The sequence below is a fragment of the Vibrio sp. 1CM23M genome, assembly GCF_023161755.1.
GTDB classification, from domain to species: Bacteria; Pseudomonadota; Gammaproteobacteria; order Enterobacterales; family Vibrionaceae; genus Vibrio; species Vibrio coralliirubri.
Map to the genome: position 1 here is coordinate 1,202,544 of NZ_JALNTR010000002.1, position 23,675 is coordinate 1,226,218.

At 45.0% G+C, this 23,675-nt stretch carries 28 protein-coding genes; 14 read left to right on the top strand and 14 right to left on the bottom strand.

What is annotated here, in order from left to right; genetic code table 11:
• Window positions 1-81: 81 nt before the first annotated feature.
• The 9 genes from flgH to MSG35_RS10725 form a co-directional block, all read right to left on the bottom strand.
• A complete protein-coding gene (flgH, locus tag MSG35_RS10685; RefSeq protein ID WP_248383869.1) occupies window positions 82-858 on the bottom strand; it encodes a flagellar basal body L-ring protein FlgH in 777 nt (258 codons plus the stop codon).
• An 88-nt stretch (window positions 859-946) separates the two neighbouring features.
• Entirely contained in the window at window positions 947-1,735 is a 789-nt protein-coding gene (gene flgG / locus MSG35_RS10690; protein WP_017062259.1) for a flagellar basal-body rod protein FlgG, read from the bottom strand.
• 21 nt (window positions 1,736-1,756) lie between these two features.
• Complete coding sequence (locus MSG35_RS10695; RefSeq protein ID WP_248383870.1) at window positions 1,757-2,506, bottom strand: flagellar basal body rod protein FlgF; 750 nt, start codon at window positions 2,504-2,506, stop codon at window positions 1,757-1,759.
• 253 nt (window positions 2,507-2,759) lie between these two features.
• Complete coding sequence (gene flgE, locus MSG35_RS10700; RefSeq protein WP_017062260.1) at window positions 2,760-4,064, bottom strand: flagellar hook protein FlgE; 1,305 nt, start codon at window positions 4,062-4,064, stop codon at window positions 2,760-2,762.
• Window positions 4,065-4,113: 49 nt separating this feature from the next.
• Window positions 4,114-4,827 (bottom strand): flagellar hook assembly protein FlgD, encoded by a 714-nt coding sequence (flgD, locus tag MSG35_RS10705; RefSeq protein ID WP_010439286.1) that lies wholly within the window; start codon window positions 4,825-4,827, stop codon window positions 4,114-4,116.
• Between the two features lie 17 nt (window positions 4,828-4,844).
• Window positions 4,845-5,258, bottom strand: a complete 414-nt coding sequence (gene flgC, locus MSG35_RS10710) for a flagellar basal body rod protein FlgC (RefSeq protein ID WP_017631739.1) — start codon at window positions 5,256-5,258, stop codon at window positions 4,845-4,847.
• A 4-nt stretch (window positions 5,259-5,262) separates the two neighbouring features.
• Window positions 5,263-5,658, bottom strand: coding sequence for a flagellar basal body rod protein FlgB (gene flgB / locus MSG35_RS10715; RefSeq protein ID WP_004736175.1), 396 nt, complete (start codon window positions 5,656-5,658; stop codon window positions 5,263-5,265).
• A gap of 255 nt (window positions 5,659-5,913) precedes the next feature.
• Complete coding sequence (locus tag MSG35_RS10720) at window positions 5,914-6,741, bottom strand: protein-glutamate O-methyltransferase (protein ID WP_004736174.1); 828 nt, start codon at window positions 6,739-6,741, stop codon at window positions 5,914-5,916.
• Between the two features lie 11 nt (window positions 6,742-6,752).
• Complete coding sequence (locus MSG35_RS10725) at window positions 6,753-7,679, bottom strand: chemotaxis protein CheV (RefSeq protein ID WP_019825285.1); 927 nt, start codon at window positions 7,677-7,679, stop codon at window positions 6,753-6,755.
• A gap of 77 nt (window positions 7,680-7,756) precedes the next feature.
• Between MSG35_RS10725 and flgA the strand changes: the two genes are divergently transcribed.
• From flgA to flgN, 3 genes are all read left to right on the top strand, one after another.
• A complete protein-coding gene (flgA, locus tag MSG35_RS10730; protein WP_248383871.1) occupies window positions 7,757-8,503 on the top strand; it encodes a flagellar basal body P-ring formation chaperone FlgA in 747 nt (248 codons plus the stop codon).
• Between the two features lie 178 nt (window positions 8,504-8,681).
• Window positions 8,682-8,999, top strand: a complete 318-nt coding sequence (flgM, locus tag MSG35_RS10735; protein WP_017062263.1) for a flagellar biosynthesis anti-sigma factor FlgM — start codon at window positions 8,682-8,684, stop codon at window positions 8,997-8,999.
• A 65-nt stretch (window positions 9,000-9,064) separates the two neighbouring features.
• Entirely contained in the window at window positions 9,065-9,490 is a 426-nt protein-coding gene (flgN, locus tag MSG35_RS10740) for a flagellar export chaperone FlgN (protein WP_017064136.1), read from the top strand.
• A 290-nt stretch (window positions 9,491-9,780) separates the two neighbouring features.
• Here the strand turns inward: flgN and flgP are convergent, their stop codons facing one another.
• Both flgP and MSG35_RS10750 read right to left on the bottom strand, forming a co-directional pair.
• Window positions 9,781-10,212, bottom strand: a complete 432-nt coding sequence (gene flgP, locus MSG35_RS10745) for an LPP20 family lipoprotein (RefSeq protein WP_248383872.1) — start codon at window positions 10,210-10,212, stop codon at window positions 9,781-9,783.
• Between the two features lie 9 nt (window positions 10,213-10,221).
• On the bottom strand, window positions 10,222-10,857 hold the full coding sequence (locus MSG35_RS10750) for a FlgO family outer membrane protein (protein ID WP_248337310.1): 636 nt from the start codon (window positions 10,855-10,857) through the stop codon (window positions 10,222-10,224).
• A 192-nt stretch (window positions 10,858-11,049) separates the two neighbouring features.
• Between MSG35_RS10750 and MSG35_RS10755 the strand changes: the two genes are divergently transcribed.
• On the top strand, window positions 11,050-12,183 hold the full coding sequence (locus MSG35_RS10755) for a flagellar assembly protein FlgT (protein ID WP_248383873.1): 1,134 nt from the start codon (window positions 11,050-11,052) through the stop codon (window positions 12,181-12,183).
• 139 nt (window positions 12,184-12,322) lie between these two features.
• On the top strand, window positions 12,323-12,829 hold the full coding sequence (locus MSG35_RS10760) for a hypothetical protein (protein ID WP_048611319.1): 507 nt from the start codon (window positions 12,323-12,325) through the stop codon (window positions 12,827-12,829).
• 128 nt (window positions 12,830-12,957) lie between these two features.
• On the opposite strand, the gene MSG35_RS10765 is transcribed toward MSG35_RS10760, so the two are convergent.
• The 3 genes from MSG35_RS10765 to MSG35_RS10775 are packed head-to-tail and all read right to left on the bottom strand — an operon-like array spanning window position 12,958 to window position 15,714.
• A complete protein-coding gene (locus MSG35_RS10765; RefSeq protein ID WP_248383874.1) occupies window positions 12,958-14,199 on the bottom strand; it encodes an NAD(P)/FAD-dependent oxidoreductase in 1,242 nt (413 codons plus the stop codon).
• Window positions 14,200-14,222: 23 nt separating this feature from the next.
• Complete coding sequence (locus tag MSG35_RS10770) at window positions 14,223-15,296, bottom strand: methyltransferase (RefSeq protein WP_172380373.1); 1,074 nt, start codon at window positions 15,294-15,296, stop codon at window positions 14,223-14,225.
• Between the two features lie 28 nt (window positions 15,297-15,324).
• Window positions 15,325-15,714: a hypothetical protein gene (locus MSG35_RS10775; protein ID WP_019824137.1), complete on the bottom strand. Its 390-nt coding sequence runs from the start codon at window positions 15,712-15,714 to the stop codon at window positions 15,325-15,327.
• Between the two features lie 72 nt (window positions 15,715-15,786).
• On the opposite strand from MSG35_RS10775, the gene MSG35_RS10780 reads away from it, so the two are divergent.
• From MSG35_RS10780 to MSG35_RS10820, 9 genes are all read left to right on the top strand, one after another.
• The gene (locus MSG35_RS10780; protein WP_248383875.1) at window positions 15,787-16,533 is read left to right on the top strand and encodes a beta-ketoacyl synthase chain length factor; all 747 of its coding nucleotides are present in this window, start codon (window positions 15,787-15,789) and stop codon (window positions 16,531-16,533) included.
• A complete protein-coding gene (locus MSG35_RS10785) occupies window positions 16,533-17,303 on the top strand; it encodes a lysophospholipid acyltransferase family protein (RefSeq protein WP_172380375.1) in 771 nt (256 codons plus the stop codon). Before MSG35_RS10780 ends, MSG35_RS10785 begins: the two co-directional genes overlap by 1 nt.
• 105 nt (window positions 17,304-17,408) lie before the next feature.
• Window positions 17,409-17,669: a phosphopantetheine-binding protein gene (locus MSG35_RS10790; RefSeq protein ID WP_004736154.1), complete on the top strand. Its 261-nt coding sequence runs from the start codon at window positions 17,409-17,411 to the stop codon at window positions 17,667-17,669.
• A 10-nt stretch (window positions 17,670-17,679) separates the two neighbouring features.
• Window positions 17,680-17,937 (top strand): acyl carrier protein, encoded by a 258-nt coding sequence (locus MSG35_RS10795; protein WP_004739745.1) that lies wholly within the window; start codon window positions 17,680-17,682, stop codon window positions 17,935-17,937.
• Window positions 17,937-18,494: a septation protein IspZ gene (locus MSG35_RS10800; RefSeq protein ID WP_050633644.1), complete on the top strand. Its 558-nt coding sequence runs from the start codon at window positions 17,937-17,939 to the stop codon at window positions 18,492-18,494. Before MSG35_RS10795 ends, MSG35_RS10800 begins: the two co-directional genes overlap by 1 nt.
• Before the next feature lie 6 nt (window positions 18,495-18,500).
• A complete protein-coding gene (locus tag MSG35_RS10805; RefSeq protein WP_248383876.1) occupies window positions 18,501-19,883 on the top strand; it encodes an AMP-binding protein in 1,383 nt (460 codons plus the stop codon).
• An 89-nt stretch (window positions 19,884-19,972) separates the two neighbouring features.
• Window positions 19,973-20,335 carry a 3-hydroxyacyl-ACP dehydratase gene (locus MSG35_RS10810; protein WP_248383877.1) on the top strand — a complete coding sequence of 121 codons (363 nt, stop codon included), beginning with the start codon at window positions 19,973-19,975 and terminating at the stop codon, window positions 20,333-20,335.
• Window positions 20,328-22,133, top strand: coding sequence for a glycosyltransferase family 2 protein (locus MSG35_RS10815; RefSeq protein WP_248383878.1), 1,806 nt, complete (start codon window positions 20,328-20,330; stop codon window positions 22,131-22,133). The genes MSG35_RS10810 and MSG35_RS10815 overlap by 8 nt, the downstream gene beginning before the upstream one ends.
• The gene (locus tag MSG35_RS10820) at window positions 22,111-23,658 is read left to right on the top strand and encodes an aromatic amino acid ammonia-lyase (protein WP_122081953.1); all 1,548 of its coding nucleotides are present in this window, start codon (window positions 22,111-22,113) and stop codon (window positions 23,656-23,658) included. Before MSG35_RS10815 ends, MSG35_RS10820 begins: the two co-directional genes overlap by 23 nt.
• Window positions 23,659-23,675 lie beyond the last annotated feature (17 nt).

A 23,675-nucleotide genomic window follows, 5' to 3' on the forward strand; every position in this document is an offset into this window, starting at 1 on the left:
TGTATTGCTTTAATTTATAATAGCTTAGCTAAATGTGGCTGAGTGATAGAGGCTGTCAGTATGTCGTCGTCCTATCAAGCTCTACAGAGATACATTAAAGAATCGTGCCAAGAATCCAGGCTCTTGCATATCTTTCTGCACGCCCGTGCCCGAGTACTGAATTCGTGCGTTAGAAACACGGTTTGAAGCGATGGTATTTTCAAAATCAATATCATCAGGACGGATGGTGCCGCTTAGGCGGATATACTCATCGCCTGTGTTCAGTGTCATCCACTTCTCACCACGAACCACTAGGTTGCCATTGGCTAATACTTCGATCACTTCTACGGTAATATAGCCGCTGATGCTGTTACTTTGGTTGGCTGATGCATCACCAGCGAAGGTATTGGTGTTGCTCAGATCGTAAGAGAAGTTGTACTTATCGATCGTCAGCTCTTGACCACCAACAGCCAGCGGCTCCATCGATGCATCATTCGACTTAGACATGTCTGCGTTGGCTTTTTTGGTCGCTCGAGTATTCTCATCTAGCGCTACAGTGATGATGTCACCAATACCACGAGGCTTTGAGTCGTCATACATGCTGCCAATGTGGTTCACATTAAACAGTGAGCCCGTTGCCGCTGCGTAATGCTCTGGCTTCTGCTTGGGGTTGATTGGCGCCCATGCAGGGTCACCAGCAATTGGATCGGTTCGCCCACGAAGCGTGTCAATAATGCCAGAGCTATCTTGTGCCGACTTATCACCTTCCACAGCATCAACCACTGTGGTTGCATTTTCTTCCGCCGGAGTCTCGATCGGGTCCAGAACAGCACACCCCGACATAGACATAAACAAAGCTAAACAAAAAATACGTTTCATGGCGATATACTCTCAGCAGGCAGTGGTAAATGGGTCAATTAGTAAAAACAGATCGATTAATTTAAAAAGTAAACGGCGAATAAACCAATTACAGCTGTTGGTTAACAAAGCTCATCATCTTGTCTACCGACGAGATAACTTTCGAATTCATTTCGTATACACGCTGAGCTTCAATCATGTTTACCAGCTCTTCGGTTACGTTTACGTTCGATGTTTCTAGCATCGATTGGCGGATGTTACCTAGGCCATCAAAACCCGGAACCCCCTCTTGTGGGTCGCCACTCGCGCCAGTTGGCAAGTAAAGGTTTTGACCTACTGGCTCTAGACCGCCTGGGTTTACAAAGTCAGTAATGGTGATTTGACCAACCACGACGTTGTTTTGCTCACCACGTAGACGAACCGATACTTCACCGTCGTTACCAACCGTTACCGAGATCGCGTCTTCAGGAATCACGATTTCTGGTTGTAGAGGGTAACCTTGGCCCGACGTTACGATCGCACCTTCACCGTTCAATGTGAACTGACCATTGCGGCTGTAACCTGTTTCACCGTCTGGCATTTCAACTTGGAAGAAACCGTCGCCTTCAATCATCATGTCTAGGCTGTTAGACGTCGTTTGTGCGTTACCGTGAGTGTGCACTTTTTGAGTTGCGACGACCTTAGAACCGGCCCCCAGCATCAAACCACTTGGCAGCTCAGTATTCTGAGATGATTGACCACCCGGTTGATTAATATTTTGGTAGAACAAATCTTCAAATACCGCGCGGCTCTTTTTAAAACCAATAGTCGAGGCGTTGGCAAGGTTGTTCGAAATCGTTGAGATATTGGTTTGTTGGGCGTCTAAACCCGTTTTACTTACCCATAATGCTGGATGCATAGCAATGTCCTTTAAATTCTATTAGCTCATACGAAGCAGTGAATCAGACGACTTGTCCATTTCCTCTGCTGTGCTCATCATCTTGACCTGCATTTCAAACTGACGTTGTAAGTCAATTAGGCTGGTCATTTCACCTACGGCATTTACGTTACTGCCTTCGATAGCACCTTTTAGCAACGTTACCGCTGCATCTGATTCGTATGCCTGATCTGGGTTTTTCGAACGGAATAGACCATTCGTATCTTTAAACAAACTTTGGTTGTCTGGACGCACAAGCTTAATACGATCAACCACGGCCAATTCTTCAGCTGGAGCGCCTTGAGGAATCACCGAAATCGTACCGTCAGTACCAATTTCTACTTTACTGATTGGGATGGGCAGTGTGATTGGTGCATCGTTTTCACCTAGTACCAAATGGCCACTTGCGTTAGTTAGCAAACCGTTTTGGTCAACCTTAAGGTTACCGTTACGCGTTAAACCTTCGCGGCCGGTGTTATCCATAACTGAAATCCAACCATCACCTTGAACGGTAACATCGAGATCTCGGCCAGTGGTAACCACACTACCTTGCGCGAAATTATGACCAGGACGCTCTGTCATGCTGAAAACACGAGTAGGCATGCCTTCACCATACGCTTGCATTGAACGTGCTTGTGCTAAATCAGCACGGAAACCCGTTGTACTTACGTTGGCAAGGTTGTTTGCACGTAGCTGCAAAGCCTGCATATTTTGCTTTGCGCCACTCATGGCAAGAAACAGTGCGCGATCCATAATTTTGCTCCAAAAAATCATCTTCTAGAGCTTATAAAGCAAACACTGTGCCAATATTTTTAACTGTTATTTATCAATAATTTAAATAGAAAACGGACAAAGAGGGGTGATCATTAAAGGATCATTCAGGAAGAATTGTTGCCAGTGGCATTACCGTGCGGCAATAGGGGCGGCAAATACGAAGACAAACAACAATACCCAATTCAATAACATTGAATTGGGTATTCGCAGATGATTCAAACGCTCGAAACGATTAACGAATCTGAAGAATATTCTGCTGTAGCTGGTTGTGTACTTCTAGAGAACGCGAGTTCGCTTGGAAGTTACGTTGAGCAGAAATCAAATCAACCAGTTCTTGAGTCATATCGATGTTCGACTGCTCTAGCGAACCGTTGTTGATGCTACCAAATGAACCTTTGTTCGATTCACCCCAGATCTTGTCACCAGAGTCGTTGGTAGAATCCCATTGAGTACCGCCTTTCTTATCTAGACCTTGCTCATTTGGTACACGAACCAAGCCTACACGGCCAAGCATCACGTTTTCACCATTTGAGTAAGTACCTAGAACACTGCCGTACTCATCGAAATCGATTTTTGTTAAGAAACCTGTTGTCGCGCCATCTTCATCAAACTTAGTCAATTCAAACGGAGCGGCAAACTGGGTTGATGAATCTAGACCAAACTTAAGCACTTGAGTTGGATCAGCACCGTTCAAGTCAATAGGGTTCGCACCAGCACCCAGTGGTTCCGAGTTAATCGGCTGACCATTGTTCAGGCTTGCTAACGTACCGTCATTGTTGAACTTCATTGTGTGACCAACATGACCTTGTGCATTCGTCGCATCACCACCAGTAATGTTGACCGGCTTTTCACCGTTCTCATCTGACATGGTGTAGTACGTTTGCCAAGTGTTTGGTTGAGTCTGATCTTTGAGGTAGTAAGTCGTTAACTTGTAAGACTGACCCATAGAATCGTATACCGTCGAAGACGTTGCACGGTTATAAGTATCAGCATCTTTGAAGTTAAATGCAGCCGGGTCTTTAAGATCACCGTTTGCAGGAAGGTTAACCCCTACTTCAATGTTTTCTGTCTGTTTTGGTTTACCAAACTCAGCAGGAATGTCGAGAGGCTTTGGCGCGTAAGAAAGAACTTCACCCGAGTTTGGATCGACATCGTAACCTAAAAGAAACTCATCGTTAGCGGTAACCATGTAGTTGTCTTTGTTTAGGTGAAATGCACCATTACGCGTTAATTCGTTAATCTCTGGCACCATGCGATCTTTCGATACTGCAAAGAAACCTGTACCACTTACACGTAAGTCCATTGGGTTGTTCGTATAAATACTTGAACCTTCGTGGAACTGTTGCGCCACTTGGCTAGCTTGCGCACCGCCACCTGCCGTCGTTTTTGCGTTAGTGAACAACGAGCTTGAGTAAACATCACCGAACTCGGCACGAGACTCTTTAAAGCCAAATGTGTTTGCGTTCGCAATGTTGTTACTGGTTGTATTCAGGTCTAATTGTGCAGCGGATAGGCCGCTTAAAGCTACATATGACATTCCATTATTCTCCTAATCTATCTAGCTAGCATAGTCACTCAATAAAGAGCTACGCTTTACCAACTTCTAGTACTTCAGCAAGTCGTACTGGCGATGTGAAACCAGCCAGATTGAGTAGTACGTTGCCATCGCCCTTACCAAGAAGCACACTGTTCACGTTCGCATAACTGGAAACTTGGAACTCTGTGTTCTCGCCATCCAGCAAACCCGACGCTTTCACGTTGTATTTACCGGCCGGCAATGGGTTACCGTCTTCGTCTTTTCCGTCCCATTCAACACGTGTATCACCAGATGGTTTAGAGCCGATATCAAATGTGCGAACCAATTGGCCAACTTCGTTCTCAACACGGACCATTACATTGTCCATTGCCTGAGGAAGCTTAACCATTGCCGCCATACCGCCATCACCGGGTTTTACACCTGCCGCACCAGGAACCAATACATCACGCCCAACCAAAGAGGATGCCTGAAGTGCTTGGTTAGAGGTCATTGATGAATTCAAGCTTTCAAACTGTGTATTCATTTTGCCAATGCCATCTACGGTCGCAAATGAAGCCATTTGCGCAATCATCTGGTCATTGCTAACCGGCTTAAAAGGGTCTTGTTGTGCTAGTTGCTTAGTCAACAAAGATAAGAAGTCTTCTTGTTTAAGATCCTGCTTACCTGTTGTTTCGTCGGGCTTCTTAGCGCCATCTTGAAGACTCTTCAGCTGGTCAACATAGGACAAGCCGCTTTGACCAACATTGTTGTTGATTCCAGCCATGTGCTACCTCCTTATCCTTATTGACCCATCTGCAGCGTACGCAGCAGCATTTGTTTACTCGAGTCAGCAACCTGTACGTTCGTTTGGTACGCACGTGATGCCGAAATCATGTTTGCCATCTCTTCCATAACGTTTACGTTAGGCTTGTAGATGTAGCCTTCGTTATTCGCTAATGGGTGGTCCGGGTTGTACTCCGCGCTCAGCGGCTTATCGCTTTCTACAATACCTAATACTTTCACAGGCACAGTGTGGTCACTGTTGCGTGCTCGATTTAACTCAGCGCCGAACACTGCGTGGCGAGCCTTGTAAGTTTCTTCAGCAGAACTACTTACACTGTCCGCGTTCGCAAGGTTGCTCGAGGTCGTATTTAGACGAACAGATTCAGCACTCATCGCAGAACCAGTCACATTGAATACATTAAATAAGCTCATCTAATTATTCCCCTTTAATCGCTTTAGTTAAATTCTTGAACTTACTTCCTAGGAAGTCGAGAGAAGCTTGATGCCTAATTTGGTTTTGCATGAAAAGGTTTCTTTCCAAATCCAAATCAACCGTGTTGCCATCTCCTGTATCAGGTTGTGTAGGAATTCGATACTTCGTTTCCCCGTTCACCGTTGTTGAGGCAGAAATGTGCCGACCATCTGTACGGCTAAGACCAATGCTTGCCCCAGAACTTGCCGCTTGCAGTGATTTCTTAAAGTCTAATCCCTTTGCTTTATACCCAGGCGTGTTTGCTTGCGCGATATTGGTGGAAAGCACCTCAGCGTTACGCTCACGTACACCAACTGTGTGCTGGTGAATGCCCAAAGCATTGTCAAAAGAAATAGCCATGTAAACCTCAACTCAAGAACTGACTGTTATGAAATAACCAAAGCAATATATATACCAACTTTTGAAACAAGGCGGTCTATCAATGCTTTTACAGGTTACTCGTGGGTAAACTTGCAATATACAAGCCAAAAAATAGAGTAAATTGGAATGTCACTCTGACTTAAAGATATAGCTTAAGCAGGAAAAAGAAAACCCAGCACTTGGCTGGGTTTTAAATTTAGACGGTAACGTTACACCTAATATGGGTGCCGTTCGTTACTTTAATTTGTAGATGATGCCTGGATTACAGCGAACCATTTCAAAACGGTCGGTTAAGCCTGTTAACGATTCAGACGCACCCAATAGTAAGTAACCACCAGGGTTTAGGCTATTTGCCATCTGGTTAAGTACCTTTGATTTCATATCAGGTGAGAAGTAAATCAGCACGTTACGACAGAAAATAATGTCGAACTTGCCTAACAATGCATAGCTGTCCATCAGGTTCTGAGGGCGGAAGTTCACCATGCGCTTGACGTTATCTTTCACTTTCATACGGCCATCGCCCGCATCTTCAAAGAAAGTACGACGGCGCTCTGGAGAAAGTCCACGTCCCAATGCAAGGTTGTCGTAAGCACCAGTGCGGCACATATCCAACATACTTGCTGAGATGTCAGTTGCGGTAATCGATACATTTGGCAGCATACCTGGCTTACGAGCTTGAGTTTCAAGAATCGTCATTGCCATTGAGTATGCTTCTTGGCCTGAAGAGCTTGCCGCAGACCAAATCTTAATAGGACGTTTATTTGCCGCTATTTCCGGTAGAAGCTTATCCGCAAGCACAGCAAACGGGTAAGTATCACGGAACCAAAGTGTCTCGTTCGTCGTCATGGCATCGACAGCAGCCACACGCAGCTCACGGTTTCGACCTGTTACTACATCTCTCAACAAATCAGATAACGAAGCTAACTTAAACTTCGTTACTAATGGGCTCAGACGACTGCGCACTAAATACTGCTTGCTGTCACCTAATACAATGCCACATTGAGATTCTAAGAAACGGCTGAAATCGCGATACTCTTGATCACTTATTGTTATAGCAGTCATTAATGTCTCTTTTAGTTAGTTAACGCAGCTTTTACCGCTGCACCAAGCTCATCCGGGTTGAATTTAGCGATGAAGGAGTTAGCTCCAACACGCTCAACCATGGCTTGGTTAAATACACCACTCAATGATGAGTGTAAAATTACGTATAAATCTTTAAGTTCGGCGTGACGACGAATCTCAGCAGTCAGCGTGTATCCATCCATTTCTGGCATTTCGATATCAGAAATCACCAATGAAATCTGATCGTAAATACTGCCTTCGGATGACATCTGCATCAGCTTCTCATAGGCTTCTTTACCATCCTTCACCGAGATAACTTCAAAACCAATCGACTCAATAGCACGCTGAACCTGCTTACGAGCAACGGTCGAGTCATCAGCAATCAAGATGCGGCGAACCAGTTCTTTCTCTTGTTCTACTTTCGCAATATCTTCAGCAATCTTGCTGTCCATTGTTTCATCAACAGGAGAGATTTCTGCAAGGATCTTCTCAACATCAAGAATTTCCACCAATTCATTATCAATGTTGGTTACCGCTGTCAGGTAGTTAGCTCTACCTGCGCCATCTGGCGGCGGAAGAATCGATTCCCAGTGCATGTTAATAATGCGCTCTACTGAACTTACCAAGAAACCTTGAATGGTTCGGTTAAACTCAGAGATAACCACAAAACACTTTTCAACATCCGTTGTAGGACGGCCACCAATCGCTAAGCTCAAGTCGATCACAGAGATCGTTTGGCCACGAATGTGTGCGACACCTTTAACCAGTGGGTTCAAGTTTGGCATCTTTGTCAGCTTAGGGCATTGAAGCACTTCTTTTACTTTAAAGACATTAATGCCGTAACGCTGACGCCCCATTAGGCGAAAGGTTAGTAATTCTAATCGGTTTTGACCGACGAGTTGCGTACGCTGATTCACCGAATCAAGAATACCCGTCATGAGCTCATCTCCATATCAAACTTTTTTGTATAAAAAGTGTTAGTCTACTGCAGGCTACGAACCACCAGAGAAACGGAATGACGTATTATAAAATAAATTTGCCACCTCTTTCCATAGCAATGTGTAGAGCTACTTTTAAAACTGTCGCTAAGTTTATCGGCATTTTATCAATATTGTTTAGTTTTTTTGTACAAGCTGCGACCCCAGAACAAATTGAGATGATTCAGTCTGCAGCGGAGCAACATATCCTTGATACGGTAGAGCAGCCACAAGGTGGCGAACTCTTTGTTAATTCAGCAAATGTTGACTCAAGAATCAAATCGACAGACTGCCCAGTGCCTTTAGAGACCAGCGCTTCAACGACCACTAATACCCGCAGCAGTATTACGGTTTTAGTGCAATGTGTACCTGATGAGTGGCGAGTTTATGTACCCGTGCGCCTTTCGATGTCGGTGCCCCTTGTCACCACAACTCGCTCACTCGCGAGAGGCGAAATCGTCGGTCAATACGATGTCACCACCGCTATGATTTCTCTTAACAAGTTTCGTCGCCAAGGTTTCACAGCTCCACATCAAGTCATCGGCGCTAAGGTAAAAAAGAACCTAAGACCGGGTGATGTTGTAGAAAGAGGTGATATCTGTGTCGTATGCCGAAACGAGAAGGTTATCATACAGGCAGTAAAAGGTGGCATGACCATTACCACCAAAGGAACTGCGCTTACCGATGGCTCTATGGGTGATCAAGTAAGAGTGAAAAATGATAAATCACAGCGTATAATTGAAGGGATTGTTACCAGCATGTCTGAAGTCACGGTTTACTTTTAACTCTTTACTTCTAAATTGACGGTATCGTTAGCGATTTCACTCTCAATTCTAACGCCAAATATAACGGCTGCGGTGTTTGGTCCCTTTTCGACTATTGAGCTAAAAATTGCTAAAGTATTCGAACCCTTGGTCGATATTGACTGTACAGGTTCCCATTTTTGAAGAAAAAGGCTTAACTATGGCAGGCATTGATAATATTCGTTCAGGGCAAACCCTAACGACCACTAACCGATCAGCAGTACGCTCTGATTCTAGTTCTGAGGCATCACGCTCTGATGTATCAACTAAATCACCAGCAAGCAAAGATGCGGTTTCACTGAGCCAACAAGGCAAAGCGATTGGTCAGCTCCACCAAGATATGGCAGCACAGCCAAGCTTTGATTCTGTGAAAGTAGCAGCGATCAAAGAAGCAATTGCGAACGGTTCATACACTGTCGATCCAGAAAAACTGGCAGACAACATGATCAAGTTCGAAGATGAATTAAAAGGCCTTTAAGCCAGCACTCACTTTTGATTGAAGTGATTGTCTTAAAGCACACGAGGTTTGAATAGGTTTACGTTATGGCGGCACTAGCAGATTTAGTTAATTTCCAACTTCAAAATGCCAAAGCCTTATCTGAATTATTAAGTTCAGAGAAAACCGCTATTACGAGCCGACAATCAAACGATATTGAGCGAATCGCCAAAGAAAAAGTGGTCCTTGTTGAACAACTAAGATCAACCGATCAGCGAATCGCAGCCCATACCAATATCTCAGAACTGACCGAGAATCCTGAACTTGCTCAGTTAGTCACAAAGATCCAGTCTATAGTGCACGATTGCCAGCAAGCGAACCTTGTGAATGGCGAAGCCTTGAATCGAGCGCACCTTAGCTTCAAAAAACTCAGCAATATGATGCAGCAAAGCCACGGAAAAATTGGCATGACCTACAATGCCGGTGGTCAAACGCATACGATTTCTACGCTGGGAACCAATGTAAAAGCATAATTAAGCCCCCTGTCTTCAATAATATCTTTAGTCACCTTCCTGCTCGTATCTGTGTCTGTGTCCGTATCTGTATCTGTATCTGTGTCTCAGCTTATCCTTAGCATGATATCCGTCAAAACTCCCACTAGTTTGGTAAATGTGCCGAACGAATTGATAAATATAAAAAAGCAGCAAGTATTTTCATACTTGCCGCTTTTTTATTCATAACAGTTATTGATTGCCGATACGCCATCTGGAAAACGAGAGCAGCCAATATAACTGGATAATCCTATCACTAGACGCCCGTTAGGCTAGAACAACGTTTGTTGTCTCTTTTCAGGTACAGGTTGAACTTCACCGTAATTACGTAGCTGTTCCATCTTACGGATATCAAGCTGAAGCTCTGTTACATAGCTATCACCCACTGGGTAGCTGCGTACCACTTCTGCACCGCGGATTACGCCATCAACCGCACCAGAAGTTCGCTCTGTACCAAGGCGTTGATCTTCCAACTCTGCTCGACCACTCACTCGCATACCATAGACTTGCTCAGCAAGTTCACGATAGGCGTCGATCTTGGAAGCTCTCATCGCGCGGATACGTCTTTCTTCGTCATTACGTCCCTTCTGCTCGCTGATACTCGCGTAACCAACGGCAACTAAGTAGTCGTCTGGTCTCATGTTTTGCAGTGGCTGACAGCCAACAATCAGTAAAGCGGCAACAACAAATATTAACTTCTTCATCTCGAACTCCTAGGGGCGAAGAATAACAGTATAAGGCTGGCTGATCTTTGGGTCAGAACGAATGATAACGCCATCTTGAGTTCGAATACTGTTTAGAGTATCTAGGTCACGACCAATACGGTCTGCAGGCAAGAAGCCTTGTGCCGTCGCCACGACAATCCGAGTTTGCATGCCAACAACACGAGCATTGACTAACACACCGCCTTCTTGGCGAAGCATAGTGCCTGTCAGTACGTACTGTACGTCTTGCTCTTGAGCTAAGTCTTTCCAATCGCGGCTTAACGCGAAGTCACCTTGGTGAGTCACTTGAATAGAACCTGTTGTTTTGAAATCAACAACCTTGAAGCCACGACGCTGAAACTGATGAATGAAACCTTCTGATACCGAGTTTCCTAGCCAGTTCGTTGTGTCCATGTGCTGCAGGTCGACAAACGACGTAATCGCTATTGGAGTTCTTGCTGAGATACTCGTATTCGAAATGATCAGATCTTCAGTCATACTTTCCACGAAAAAATCCATGGTATGGCGAGGGCTATCCATCAACATAAACTGACTGCCTGAATACTCAGACTTGCCGTTATAGATTGGCGAATAAGCACATGAGGTCAACAACATGACACTCATTACTACGAGCCATTTTTTCATTCTCTTATCTCCAGATAGGTTTAGTGCTCCCTGTTCCAATATGTTCTCACCATTATTCTTTTCAATGGATTACAATGTTGGAACAGTCTTTGCTTTTCATTAATGGTTCAGATTAAGAAAAACGCACTTAAGTCAGCTTCAAGCTTATAGTTATTTGTTAAGCAATATTTATACCCAACTGGTAACGAATAGATGAAAAAAATAATTTCTTACTTATTTTCAATAAGTTCACTGATAACCATAAGCTTCAGTGCTCATGCCTCTTGGTATGAAGTTACCGGTACCGCAGCCATCGTATCGTCAGAGAGCGCCGCAAGGGTCCACGCTTTGGAAGACGCGGTATTTAAAGCGATCCAGTTCTCAGGAGCCGACATTGGTAGCATTGCCAACCTCACGCCCTACCTCGACGCAAACAAGAAAGAGTTTCAATTTACCAATCATGAAGTGCGCTACATCTTGGTAGAAAAAGAGAAAAAGCGCAGTGGCAATATAATGATCACAGCAAGGATCGATATCTATCCTTCGGCAAATGCTTGCCATGAGAGCCAATACAAGAAGACATTTTTGGTCGGTAACATTGATGTGACCTCCCCTCAGCAAGCTGTAATGGGAAGAATCTATAACATTGGTGATGATTTTGGCCATGTCGTGGATCGACAGCTGGCGCAAGAGTCTCGCAGCTTTGTTTCCGTTGGCACGACCAATTACGATATCGACAAGCGTCGACCAGAGGTGATCAAGATGATCGCCCAAGACACTGGCGCGCAGTACATCATTGGTGGTGACATTACCGATTTAACTGCGACCATCGAATCCAAGCTTTTGAAAGACGACATCATCAATCGCCAGTTTGCGTTAGAGATGCAAGTCTTCGATGGTAAAACAGGTCATCAGGTTTACAACCGTAGCTATCGTGAAGTGGCAAAGTGGCCATTTGCTAAGACCAGTGAAGTGGACACCCGCAGTGCTCGTTTCTGGGCATCAACCTACGGCAGTATGATGCTGCGTGTTAGCCGCAATATTATGTTGGACTTAGAATCTGAAGTGTCATGTAAGATCACACTTCCAGAGGTGGCTGCAGTATTTGGTAACACTGTGACCATTGATTTAGGTCGAATGCATGGTGTTCAACAAGGTGACAAGCTGCAGCTATGGCACACCGGTTCGTTTATCGACCAACGCGGTTTACCACGTAATAAGGTATCTCAAAGCGACATCACGCTGACGGTTTCTCGCGTTTATGAAAACGAAGCAGAACTAACTATCGACCAACCAAGCCTTGCAGGAAGCATTCAAATTGGTGATGTGATGCAGAAAATCATGTAGTTAGCGACACGCCCGTCTCATAGTTTCTAATAAAGCCTTAGCACTTTTGTTAAGGCTTTATTTTTTTCATGGGTATTAGTTTCGGTTTTGCAGTATTTGGCGTAATCTTATTAATAACATAATCATCACTTAGCAAACTATGAGTCAGAATAATCTAATTGGTGCTACCGGTTACCGCTTTATCTCGAAAGGTAAAACCGCTTTTAAGATCCACATCCATACTCCCGAAGATACGGTGTTGCATCGGTCGGTCGGTTTTGTTCGTATGGGTGAAGACAAAGCACTGAAGAAAACCATTAAATTAAGAGATGAACTGGGCAGACAGCTTTGGGGTAAGTTTTGGCCCAAAGTCCTCAAAGAGCCCTACCTGATGACGCGTCTACCTCATAGTCTAGAACCCAAAATTGTATTTAAGCCAAATCCAACTCAGAGTGATCCTGAACACCGCGACGAGTGTTACATCGCTAAGTGGCGTGTATTCTCAGAAAACGGCGACTACAAATACAAAACTAAGGTGTGTTCCATCAGAAAGCACGGCAGACTTGCCGCCTATAGCCAGACCAAACGCGCCCTGCTTGATGCCCACAAAGACGTGATTGATCTGCTTGTCTTTATGGGACGATTGAACAGCATCGACCTGAAGTAGCCTGGAGTGCAATTAGGTTGATTTCCCATATTGTTCACATACAAAAACAGCCGCACATTGCGGCTGTTTTTATTTTTAGATTAGTCACCTAGCGCTTTAGCATTTTATCCACACGCTAAATCGACCATCTAGCTTCGGCATATCTCTGCCAATGTCGTGAGTCGGCGCTTAGACTCTTTCACATAAGGGTTGGCTTGATCCCATGCGTAACCCGCCAGAATTGAGCACACCATCTGCTTAATCTTTGGGTTTGGATCTTGATAAAAAATCACATCCTGCAAAGTACCTGAGTACCACCCCTCAACATACGTTCTAAAGGTGTTTACGCCAACCATCAACGGATCGGCATAATCGCGCTCCCAATCGACGTGTTCACCGTTAAGCTGCTTTTCAACACACTCAACCGCAAACTGAGCTGACTTCATCGCAATCGTCACGCCGGATGAAAATACGGGGTCAAGAAACTCACCGGCATTACCCAGCAGCGCATACTTGTCTGTTGCCAGGTGCTTTACGTTGGCAGAATAACCACCGATTTCGCCCGCAGGGTTCGGATACTCTGCATTTGCCAGTATCTCAGCCAAACCCGGCTCTTCTGTTGCCAGTTGCTTAATCGCGGCAATCTTATCTTGTGGGTATGATTCAAAGAACTTAGGCTCCCCGACAATACCAAACGAAGAAACACCGTTACTAAACGGGATCAACCAATACCAAACATCAGGATTAGTTGGGTGCACTGAGATCAAGATCTTATTGCGGTCATATTCAAGGTCGGTATCAACCTCTGCAATATGATCGTTAATGTGCGTAAAAATAGCTTTGCGTGGAGGAAGTGATGACGGCTCTTCCAAGTTAAGCATTTTCGGTAGCACTCGGCCAAAACCACTGCCATCTAAAACATATTGCGCTTCTAGCTGATAGCGTTCTCCACCCAACACTTGCACATCTAAAATGGTGCTGTCGTCGGTGAAATTAATGCCCATCAACTCATGCTGGTAATCAATGCAGACACCCTTCTCCTCAGCCGTATCCGCCAAAACCTTATCAAAGGCACCTCGCTGAACCTGAAACGTGGTTCCTGGACCAGAAGAGAACTTGTCTTCAAAATTGAACGCCGTATAAACGCCATTTTTGCGAAAGGCTGCGCCATCTTTGTATTGGAAGTTGGCGTTGATTACTGCATCAGTCATCCCTGCCTGTTCAATCACTTCCATGCAAGCTGGTAACAGGCTTTCACCAATAGAAAAGCGGGGGAATACGCTCTTTTCAATCACTCGAACATCGATGCCTTTTTTATGAAGCAAAGACGCAGCAATTGAACCTGACGGCCCAGCTCCGATGATCACCACTTGAGTTGATAGTTTTTTCATTATTTAAGCCATGTTTGTTATTTTTATTGCGCGCCAGCTTTCAATTCAAGAAGTGTGTGACCAAGACCGATGTCGTCGGTACGAGTTACCACTTCAAAGCCCGCTTCTTCAACGATCTCTAAGAAATCTTCACTGCGGTAAAAACGGCTGTTGCCATTTGCCAAGCAGGTAAAGTAGAGAGACGTCGCGTTTAAGCTATAAGAAGCCGCATCGTATTTCTGTGCATCCCAAAACAGTTCAAGGATATAGACAGTCGCGTCTTCTGACATATGAGAGCGAACACGCTTTAATATGCTCAGAATCTCCATTGGCGAGAAGCAATCAAGGAACTGGCTCATCCACCACACATCGGCACCCGTTGGCAGAACTTGCTGTTTATCCAACATGTTCGCTGGGAATGGCGTGACTCGGTCTTGATGACCGCTCTGCGTTGCATTTGCCATTGCCATTTCTAGCTGTTGTGGCAAATCAACAATCGTAACTTCAACGTCCGAGTCGTGATTGCAACACTGCATCGCCCACTTACCGGTGTTACCACCAATGTCCACCAGCGACTTAGGTTTCTTGCTGAAGACTTTTTCAAGTAACACAGGGAACGAACGATCCGAATAAAAATGATCGAACTTGAACCAGCTCTCTTTGGCTTTTTCTGGCAATTGAGACAAGCCTTGGTAAATGGTTTCCCAGTCACCCAGCTCTTTCAAGCCCGCGGGAGTGCCTTCTTCAATCGCTTCGGTTAGATGCATCATCGCGGCGTAGCAAACATCGGCAGTAAAATCCATGTTTGCGTTGGTCATGCCATCGTGCAGAAGGTAGAAGCCAAGGTTGGCCATTTTGTAGTTAGGTTTGTCCCAAGTAACAATATGCGCACTTAACGCCATATCGAGCAGGACTTTTACGCCGTACTCAGAGACACCTGTTGATTCAGAGATAGACTCTGCTGGTAAACCCTCGTTGCCCGCGTCATCTAACGCTTTCAAAATGCCTAAATCACGAAGTGTACGAGCAGTATGAAAAACAATCGGAGCGAAAGACAATTTCTGCGCTTCTGTTTTTGCTTCTAATGCGTTGAATGGATCTAATTTATATTCCGACACGAAAAACCTAACTTTAAATAATAGAGAGTTACTCAGCTGCCATTTGCGCAAGCTTACGTTTAATATCAACGTTTAAGTTATTAACCCAACGGTTGTAATTACGGTGTATTTCACCATCGTCGTACTTCAAATTCTCTGACTCAACGTAAAGAATAGAGTAAAACTTATCACTATAAGGAATTTCAACCACAGCGTGGTGCGAACGAACATACAATTCAGCGCGGATCAAGCCAGGCTTTATTTCTGAAACCAACCAGCCTCGATTTTCAGCAGATTCATAAATAGCTGATTTAACCTGTTTACTTTGAAGATTCAGTGCAACTGGAGTATCCTCAACATTCATTACAGGTTGGACGCGTCCACATCCTGCAAGAACGAATATGAATAACATTGAAACTGCTATTTTTAGTAATTTCATTTAAATTCCTTATCTGTGTTTATTTATAAGCGCGCATAGTATTTAGTTAGACTCAAAGCAAATCAATACTCTATGTCAAATCAATCCCAATTAATGTCGTTTAATATTGAGAAATGGTCTGCAAATTCAGCGGGGCTCAATTCTGTTGCCCAATGGCAAGCGTGGAGCACTAAGTTAGATTGGCCACAAGATGGCTCAACTGAATTTAAAGCGATTCCTCCAATGATGCGCCGCCGAATGAGTGTACAAAGCAAACTTGCTGTCCAAACCGCGTTAACCCTATTAAAAGACACCTCGATTGATTATCTGGTCTTTGCTAGCCGACATGGTGAGTTGCATCGAACCGCCACTTTGATTCAGTCGATATTAGAAGGTGACGATGCCTCACCAATGGCGTTCTCACAGTCGGTACATAATACCGCAGCCGGTCTAACCACCATTGCCGCCAAAGCGCCGATTCCACTGACTTCAATCGCCGCAGGGCAAGATACTTTCCATAACGCTCTGATCGAAGCTTATCTTTACCTTCATCAATATCCGTCGCATCGAGTGTTAGTTATCGATTTCGACCAACCTCTGCCCGAGCTCTACCAAGAGTACGAAACACAGAACTTTGCTGATTATGCGCTGGGCTTAGTGCTCACCGCTGGCAGTGAATACTCTATTACTAGGACAGTAGAGACCAATCAAGCACCTTCCGTGTTACCACAAGGGTTACAAACGCTCCAACATATCTTATTAGGTACAAATAAGTGGGCTATTGCTGGCAAGCACCAAACTTGGTCTTGGGTAAATAACACCGAGACAGGTACAGCGTAATGAGCAGAGTAGACCAATATTGGCGAGTATTCGCGACAGGCCTCTGCTTTACCATCTTTGGTTTGGGTGGCTTAGTATTGAGCTTCTTAATCTTACCGACTATCGCGCTAACCACTCCCAATACCATTAAAAGAGAGCTTAAAGCACAGCGATTAATACGTTTCTCATTCAACGCCTTTTGTCAGTTCATGAAGTTCACCGGCGCGATTGATTACCGAATTGATGGTGCGGATCTATTACGTGAAGATCGTAACTGTATCATCGTCGCCAATCACCCTAGTTTGATTGACTATGTATTGATCGCCTCTCAACTTCCTCAATGTGATTGCCTCGTTAAAGCGGCCATTTGGGAAAACCCTTTTATGAAAAGGATTGTCAAAGCGGCAGGTTATATACCGAACCAAGCCCCTGACGATCTTTTAGAGCGCTGTGAAGAACGCTTCTCACGTGGCAATGTCCTGCTGATTTTTCCCGAAGGAACTCGCACAACGCCAGGAATTGAACCATCCTTACAGCGTGGGGCGGCACAAATCGCGACTCGAACACAAACCGATTTACGCGTGATTCATATTACAGTTTCTCCGACATTCTTAACGAAAGAGAAAAAATGGTATCAAGTTCCTGCGACGAAGCCCTTTTTTCATGTCGCGGTGAAAGGTAAAATAGAAGTCGAACCATTTATTGAAGGCTCAAATAATTTAACTTCGGCAGCAAGGCGCCTTAATCATCACCTTGCACAAACAATTTTCCCTTCCGAAGAAAACATTTAGTGTATCAATAACATAACAGGCGATATCGGCATTTCGAAAATACCTCATATAATGTAGAATCGCCCCCTTAAAGCAGCATTCAGATAAAGCATTAAGTAGGCCAAAGTGGAAACATTACACAACGAACTGAAACAACTGATCATCGACGCATTGAATCTTGAAGACATGAGTATTGATGAGATTGAAACGGAAGCTCCACTATTTGGTGATGGACTTGGATTAGACTCTATTGATGCACTAGAGCTTGGTCTTGCTATCAAGAAGAAGTACAACATTGTTATCGATGCCGACGATTCAAACACTCGCCAGCACTTTGCATCCGTTGAAAACCTAGCAAACTACATCTCATCTCAAACGAACAACTAGACAGATCTTTATGACACAAGCTAACCAACAAGAAGTATACAACCAGGTTAAAGATGCGCTGATTGAGCTGTTCGAGCTTGATGCTGAAGATATCACGCCTGAAGCACACCTTTATCTTGATCTAGACCTAGACAGCATTGATGCGGTCGATTTGGTCGTTCACCTACAGAACGTAACAGGTAAGAAGATCAAACCTGAAGAGTTCAAAGCAGTACGCACCGTTAATGACGTTGTAGAGTCTGTAGTTGAACTATTGAAGGACGCATAATGCGTCCTCTGCTGACTTTACTGTCGGCAATCATACTTTTCACTTATCCAATAGCGGTTTACTTTGGACTCAACAAGTTTGGCCTACAAACCGTTGGTATCGTCTTGGCCGTTATCTTTGCTGTCCGCATTTTCACTGGTGGTCAGGCCAAAATCAAAGAGCTAAAACACCTAGCTTGGATCAGTGGTAGTGCCGGGATTGTTCTGCTGGCATTAGGATTAACCTTCAAGCAGCATGGCTGGTTAACCTATTATCCCGTCATCGTTAACGTTTGTATGTTGGTTGTGTTCGCTTCAAGCCTTTGGCAACCGCAAACGATTATCGAGCGTCTTGCTCGACTCCAAGAGCCTGAACTTCCGCAAAGTGGCATTGATTACACACGGAAAGTCACCAAAGTTTGGTGTTTGTTCTTTGTTATCAATGGCTCTATTGCCCTTTATACCTGCTTCCAACCTCTTGAAATATGGACCCTATACAATGGCTTACTCAGCTATTTATTCGCAGGGTTACTCTTTGCAGGAGAGTGGATAGTAAGACAGCGCATTCGTCAGAGTTAAATTGTTATGACACAAACCGTATCTTACATCTCGTTGTCTGAGCTTCTCAGTCAAGCAAGATCCCCTGAATCGATTGTCTGCTTTGACGACAATAGCGAGATTACGTGGCAAACATTTAACGCCGACTTATCTCGACTCGTGCACCTTTTATCTTCATCCCCTTTTCAACGAGTTGCGATTTGTACCCAAGACAGCTACCTATTTTCGGTGGCCTTTTTAGCGTGCGCAGTCAGCCGCAAACACATCATTTTGCCAGGTAACTATCAACCTTGTGCGCTTGCCGAGCTGAGTGAACATTTTGACTGTCTGTTGGTTGATGAAGCGATTGGTGCAGTGGAAGTAAGTGAAGTTCGCAATATCCAAACCTTATTAGACACCGAAACACGCGAGCCTCTAACCGATAATCTTCCCGCCATTGAGTTAGCAGCAATCCAATTGACCCTATTTACTTCAGGTTCAAGCGGTACGCCGAAGGCAATCAATAAAACACTAGAACACCTAGATATTGAAACGGCTCAGCTAGATAAGAACTGGGGAGAGTTGATCAAAGGTAATCGAGTTCACAGCACGGTTTCGCATCAACATATCTATGGTTTGCTGTTTAGAATCTTATGGCCACTATGCTCTGGTGTTCCATTTGCTCGAAGCAACCTTGAGTACCCTGAGCAGATCCTTTCTCACGGCAATAAAAACTGTGTGCTGATCAGCAGCCCTGCTCTACTCAAACGATTAAAGCATGAGACCAATACCGCGCAGCTTGCTGGTGTGTTCTCTTCAGGTGGCCCCTTACCCACTGAATCGGCTCACCAATCACAGAATCTGCTTGGTCATTTACCTATTGAGGTTTTTGGCAGCACAGAAACTGGTGGTATAGCCTTTCGTCAGCAAGAGAGTGCTCAAACGCCTTGGCAACTTTTTGACTGTCTTGAGGCTAGTCTCAACAGTGAGAATTGCATTAAGTTATTGTCGCCCTACATCGATAACAATAACTGGTATCAAACCGCCGATGAGTGCGAAATGGTCTCGGAGAATCAATTTATATTGAAAGGCCGAACCGACCGAGTGATCAAGATAGAAGAAAAACGAGTATCACTGGTTGAAGTCGAAAAGCGACTTGAGCAACTGCCTTGGATAAGCGAATGTGTCGTCATTCCATTTGAAGAGCCGGAGCGCTTAATCTTGGCGTCGGTTTTGGTATTATCAGAGGAAGGCCAAGCGAAACTCGCCACCATGAGTAAAGGTAAATTCTGGTTGATGCTACGTTCAGAACTTAGAAAGTGGTTAGAACCGATCGCTATCCCAAGAAAATATCGCATTGTTGGTGAGATTCCACTCAACAGCCAAGGCAAGCGACTAACCTCTCATATCGAACAGCTAATAAAATCATAGAAACCGCTGATCGTATTTTACACTGAGATTATCTTTTTATATTTTTGTCAAAACACCTATTTTCAGCCCAAGGATTCTAAGCACACGCTATGGATAAGAGAAAGCCAAACATCATTGCTGTTGACACTGCAGAGAATGAATCGACCCTGACCCTCCATGTAACTGGAGACATCACCGATTTTAAGGGGCACTTCAAAAGCTTCCCTATTCTTCCGGGTGTTACACAGATTGATTGGGCGCTTTACTATGCAGTCCAAGAGCTGAATGTCCCTGGTTGCTTTAAAGGCATGGAAGTCATCAAATTCCAAGAGCCTATCCTGCCTGATGCAACAATCCAGCTATCACTCAAATGGGATGCTGACAAAGACAAGCTCAGCTTCAGTTACACCTCGAACAAGGGTGAACATACCCACTCTTCAGGTAAAATGAAGCTGGGAGAGAAAAGTGAATAGCGCTGCCGTCGAGGCTACTTCTCAGCACCAAAAAAAAGAAAGTAGCTATAACGCTTGCTTCCTGATTCCGTGCTTTAACCATGGCGCAACCATGCCTTCTGTGGTTTCTTCACTCCATCATTTTGAATTGCCGATCATCATCGTTGACGATGGCAGTGAGAGCGCTACTAAACAGTTCCTAGCTCCCCTTACCGATAGCCCAAGCGTAACTTTGGTAACGCTCGAACAGAACCAAGGCAAAGGCGGCGCTGTAAAAGCTGGCATCAAGCGAGCGCAAGAGCTCGGCTTTAGTCATGCCATCCAGATTGATGCTGACGGCCAACACGACCTTGAAGCACTACCCGCATTAATCCAAGCTTCGCAAGCCAAGCCGATGCGCTTGATATCAGGTCAGCCTATCTACGATGACAGTGTGCCCAAAGCAAGGCTCTATGGGCGCTACGCGACACACATCTGGGTATGGATAGAAACCCTTTCTCTATCAATTAAAGACAGCATGTGTGGCTTTAGAGCGTATCCGATCAACCAGACACAAGCAGTGCTCAGCAAATACGATGTTGGGTCTCGAATGGACTTCGATATCGAGATTCTGGTTCGCCTGTATTGGGAAGGCTGCGACATCGACTTCGTTGAAACGCGGGTTATCTATCCTGAAAACGGCATCTCTCATTTCGATGCGCTGTGGGACAACGTAAAAATCAGCTGGATGCACACGCGTCTTTTCTTCGGCATGCTACCAAGAGCACCAAAACTGATTGCTCGCCATTTCAAATCCGATTCTGCTAAAAGTGGGCAAAACCAAGATTCCTTGGCTGAATCAAACAAAAACGAGTCAGAACAGCCCCATTGGTCTCGCACTCAAGAGCGCGGCACTGTACTGGGCATCAAACTGTTATTGGCTGTTTATACCTTGTTAGGCCGAGGCGTATTTAATCTTATTTTGCGCGGTGTGATGCGTTACTACCATCTAACGGGTAAGCGTGCACGAAACGCTTCTGAGCAATACTTGTTTCAACTAAAGGCGTACGCAGAGCAGCAGAACATAGAGTTACCCGCAGAGCTAACCAGCTATAACCATCTGCTTTCATTTGGCCATACGATGCTCGACAAGCTCGCTGCATGGAAAGGTGATTTCTCGGCAGATAATCTGACTATTCATGGCCAAGACCAGTTCGAGAGCATGGTGGCAAACCAACAAGGTGTGCTAATCCTTGGATCTCACCTTGGCAATATTGAGCTGTGCCGAGCTTTAGGTCGCAGACACTCGAACATCAAAATCAATGCTTTGGTTTTTACAGAACACGCTGAACGTTTTAATTCCGTGATGAAAGCCGTGAACCCGCAATCTGACTTAAACTTGATTCAGGTGACATCGATGGGGCCTGATACCGCTATCTTGTTGCAACAAAAACTGGAGCAAGGCGAATGGATCGTGATTGTTGGCGATAGAACCTCCACCAGCAAAGAGAGTCGCTCAGTATGGGCAGAGTTCTTGGGTAAGGAAGCGCCGTTCCCTCAAGGACCATTTATGTTAGCCTCTGTTCTCAAAGCACCCGTATTTTTGCTGTTTGGTTTACGTGACGACTCACAGAGAAAACCGCACTTTAATGTCTATTTTGAGCATTTTAGCGACAAAATCGAATTACCTAGAAAGACCCGCGAACAATCTTTAAAGCAAGTCGTTCAACAATACGCAGACCGACTTCAGCACTACACACTGAGAGCACCGCTTCAGTGGTACAACTTTTTTAATTTTTGGACATTGAGCAAGCACCATGACGAAAAAGAATCCAAATAGCATCACCTTTGGTGCCGAACGCCTCACGATTGAGGATGTTGTCGCTATCTCACAGGGCGCAAAAGCCTCGATGAACTCAAGTGAAGCATTCACATCTAAGATCGACCGTGGTGTCGCTTTCTTAGAACGCCTACTCAAAGAGGAAGGCGTAATTTATGGTGTAACAACGGGCTACGGTGATTCATGTACCGTTGCGATTCCACCAAATCTTGTTGATGAATTGCCACTGCATCTGACGCGCTTTCACGGCTGTGGTTTAGGTGAAATACTATCTCACGAGCAAGCTCGCGCAGTATTAGCAACGCGTCTTTGTTCCTTGTCACAAGGCGTATCTGGTGTGACTCATGATTTGCTCAACCAGATCGTTACTCTGATCAACCAAGATATCTCACCGCGTATTCCGCAAGAAGGCTCTGTTGGTGCCAGTGGCGACTTAACGCCGCTATCATACTTAGCAGCAGCACTGATCGGCGAACGCGATGTCATCTACAAAGGTGAAGTGCGCCCAACCAGTGACGTCTACAAAGAGCTAGGCATTCGCCCTATCAAGCTTAAGCCAAAAGAAGGCTTGGCATTGATGAATGGTACGTCTGTCATGACGGCATTAGCGTGTATCGCTTATAAGCGTGCAGAATACCTAGCTCAGCTATCAACTAAGATCACGGCTATGGTATCGGTCGGTATGCACGGCAATGACTTCCACTTCGATGAAGCCTTGTTCGCAGTAAAACCTCATCCGGGTCAACAACAAGTTGCGGCATGGCTGCGTGATGATCTGCAAGCGGATCGCCCGCCACGTAACAGTGACCGCCTACAAGATCGTTACTCTCTGCGCTGTGCTCCACATGTTATCGGTGTGGTTCAAGACTCTCTACCTTGGCTTCGCCAGATGATCGAGAACGAGTTAAACAGTGCAAACGACAACCCAATTATCGATGGTGATAACGAACGCGTACTGCACGGTGGACACTTCTATGGTGGTCATATCGCAATGGCAATGGATACACTAAAAACTGCCGTAGCCAACCTTGCTGACCTGCTTGATCGCCAAATGGCCCAGCTGATGGATTACAAGTTCAACAACGGTCTGCCATTCAACCTAACCGGTGCTGAAGGCGAACGTAAGCCAATCAACCACGGCTTCAAAGCAGTACAAATCGGCGTGTCAGCTTGGACAGCAGAAGCATTGAAACACACCATGCCTGCAAGTGTGTTCTCTCGCTCAACTGAGTGTCACAACCAAGACAAAGTAAGCATGGGCACCATTGCTGCTCGTGACTGTTTACGTGTCCTAGAGCTAACCGAACAAGTCGCGGCAGCGTCACTTCTGGCTGGTACGCAAGCGCTTGAACTTCGTAAACGCCATAATGAGCTTGATGAGCACCACATGAGTGAGAACCTAAAGCACATTCGCGACGAAGTGCTTAAAGAGTTTGAATTTATCGTTGAAGATCGACCACTTGAAGGCGATCTACGCCACTTCATTGCTCGTATTCAAAGTCAGCACTGGTCACTTTACTCATAAAGTAGCTAACTTCATAT

Bases quoted from the DNA above. Each gene is read 5' to 3' on its own strand.
- flgH (WP_248383869.1), bottom strand. From the start codon at position 858: ATGAAACGTATTTTTTGTTTAGCTTTGTTTATGTCTATGTCGGGGTGT.
- flgG (WP_017062259.1), bottom strand. From the start codon at position 1,735: ATGCATCCAGCATTATGGGTAAGTAAAACGGGTTTAGACGCCCAACAA.
- MSG35_RS10695 (WP_248383870.1), bottom strand. From the start codon at position 2,506: ATGGATCGCGCACTGTTTCTTGCCATGAGTGGCGCAAAGCAAAATATG.
- flgE (WP_017062260.1), bottom strand. From the start codon at position 4,064: ATGTCATATGTAGCTTTAAGCGGCCTATCCGCTGCACAATTAGACCTG.
- flgD (WP_010439286.1), bottom strand. From the start codon at position 4,827: ATGGCTGGAATCAACAACAATGTTGGTCAAAGCGGCTTGTCCTATGTT.
- flgC (WP_017631739.1), bottom strand. From the start codon at position 5,258: ATGAGCTTATTTAATGTATTCAATGTGACTGGTTCTGCGATGAGTGCT.
- flgB (WP_004736175.1), bottom strand. From the start codon at position 5,658: ATGGCTATTTCTTTTGACAATGCTTTGGGCATTCACCAGCACACAGTT.
- MSG35_RS10720 (WP_004736174.1), bottom strand. From the start codon at position 6,741: ATGACTGCTATAACAATAAGTGATCAAGAGTATCGCGATTTCAGCCGT.
- MSG35_RS10725 (WP_019825285.1), bottom strand. From the start codon at position 7,679: ATGACGGGTATTCTTGATTCGGTGAATCAGCGTACGCAACTCGTCGGT.
- flgA (WP_248383871.1), top strand. From the start codon at position 7,757: ATGACGTATTATAAAATAAATTTGCCACCTCTTTCCATAGCAATGTGT.
- flgM (WP_017062263.1), top strand. From the start codon at position 8,682: ATGGCAGGCATTGATAATATTCGTTCAGGGCAAACCCTAACGACCACT.
- flgN (WP_017064136.1), top strand. From the start codon at position 9,065: ATGGCGGCACTAGCAGATTTAGTTAATTTCCAACTTCAAAATGCCAAA.
- flgP (WP_248383872.1), bottom strand. From the start codon at position 10,212: ATGAAGAAGTTAATATTTGTTGTTGCCGCTTTACTGATTGTTGGCTGT.
- MSG35_RS10750 (WP_248337310.1), bottom strand. From the start codon at position 10,857: ATGAAAAAATGGCTCGTAGTAATGAGTGTCATGTTGTTGACCTCATGT.
- MSG35_RS10755 (WP_248383873.1), top strand. From the start codon at position 11,050: ATGAAAAAAATAATTTCTTACTTATTTTCAATAAGTTCACTGATAACC.
- MSG35_RS10760 (WP_048611319.1), top strand. From the start codon at position 12,323: ATGAGTCAGAATAATCTAATTGGTGCTACCGGTTACCGCTTTATCTCG.
- MSG35_RS10765 (WP_248383874.1), bottom strand. From the start codon at position 14,199: ATGAAAAAACTATCAACTCAAGTGGTGATCATCGGAGCTGGGCCGTCA.
- MSG35_RS10775 (WP_019824137.1), bottom strand. From the start codon at position 15,714: ATGAAATTACTAAAAATAGCAGTTTCAATGTTATTCATATTCGTTCTT.
- MSG35_RS10780 (WP_248383875.1), top strand. From the start codon at position 15,787: ATGTCAAATCAATCCCAATTAATGTCGTTTAATATTGAGAAATGGTCT.
- MSG35_RS10785 (WP_172380375.1), top strand. From the start codon at position 16,533: ATGAGCAGAGTAGACCAATATTGGCGAGTATTCGCGACAGGCCTCTGC.
- MSG35_RS10795 (WP_004739745.1), top strand. From the start codon at position 17,680: ATGACACAAGCTAACCAACAAGAAGTATACAACCAGGTTAAAGATGCG.
- MSG35_RS10800 (WP_050633644.1), top strand. From the start codon at position 17,937: ATGCGTCCTCTGCTGACTTTACTGTCGGCAATCATACTTTTCACTTAT.
- MSG35_RS10805 (WP_248383876.1), top strand. From the start codon at position 18,501: ATGACACAAACCGTATCTTACATCTCGTTGTCTGAGCTTCTCAGTCAA.
- MSG35_RS10810 (WP_248383877.1), top strand. From the start codon at position 19,973: ATGGATAAGAGAAAGCCAAACATCATTGCTGTTGACACTGCAGAGAAT.
- MSG35_RS10820 (WP_122081953.1), top strand. From the start codon at position 22,111: ATGACGAAAAAGAATCCAAATAGCATCACCTTTGGTGCCGAACGCCTC.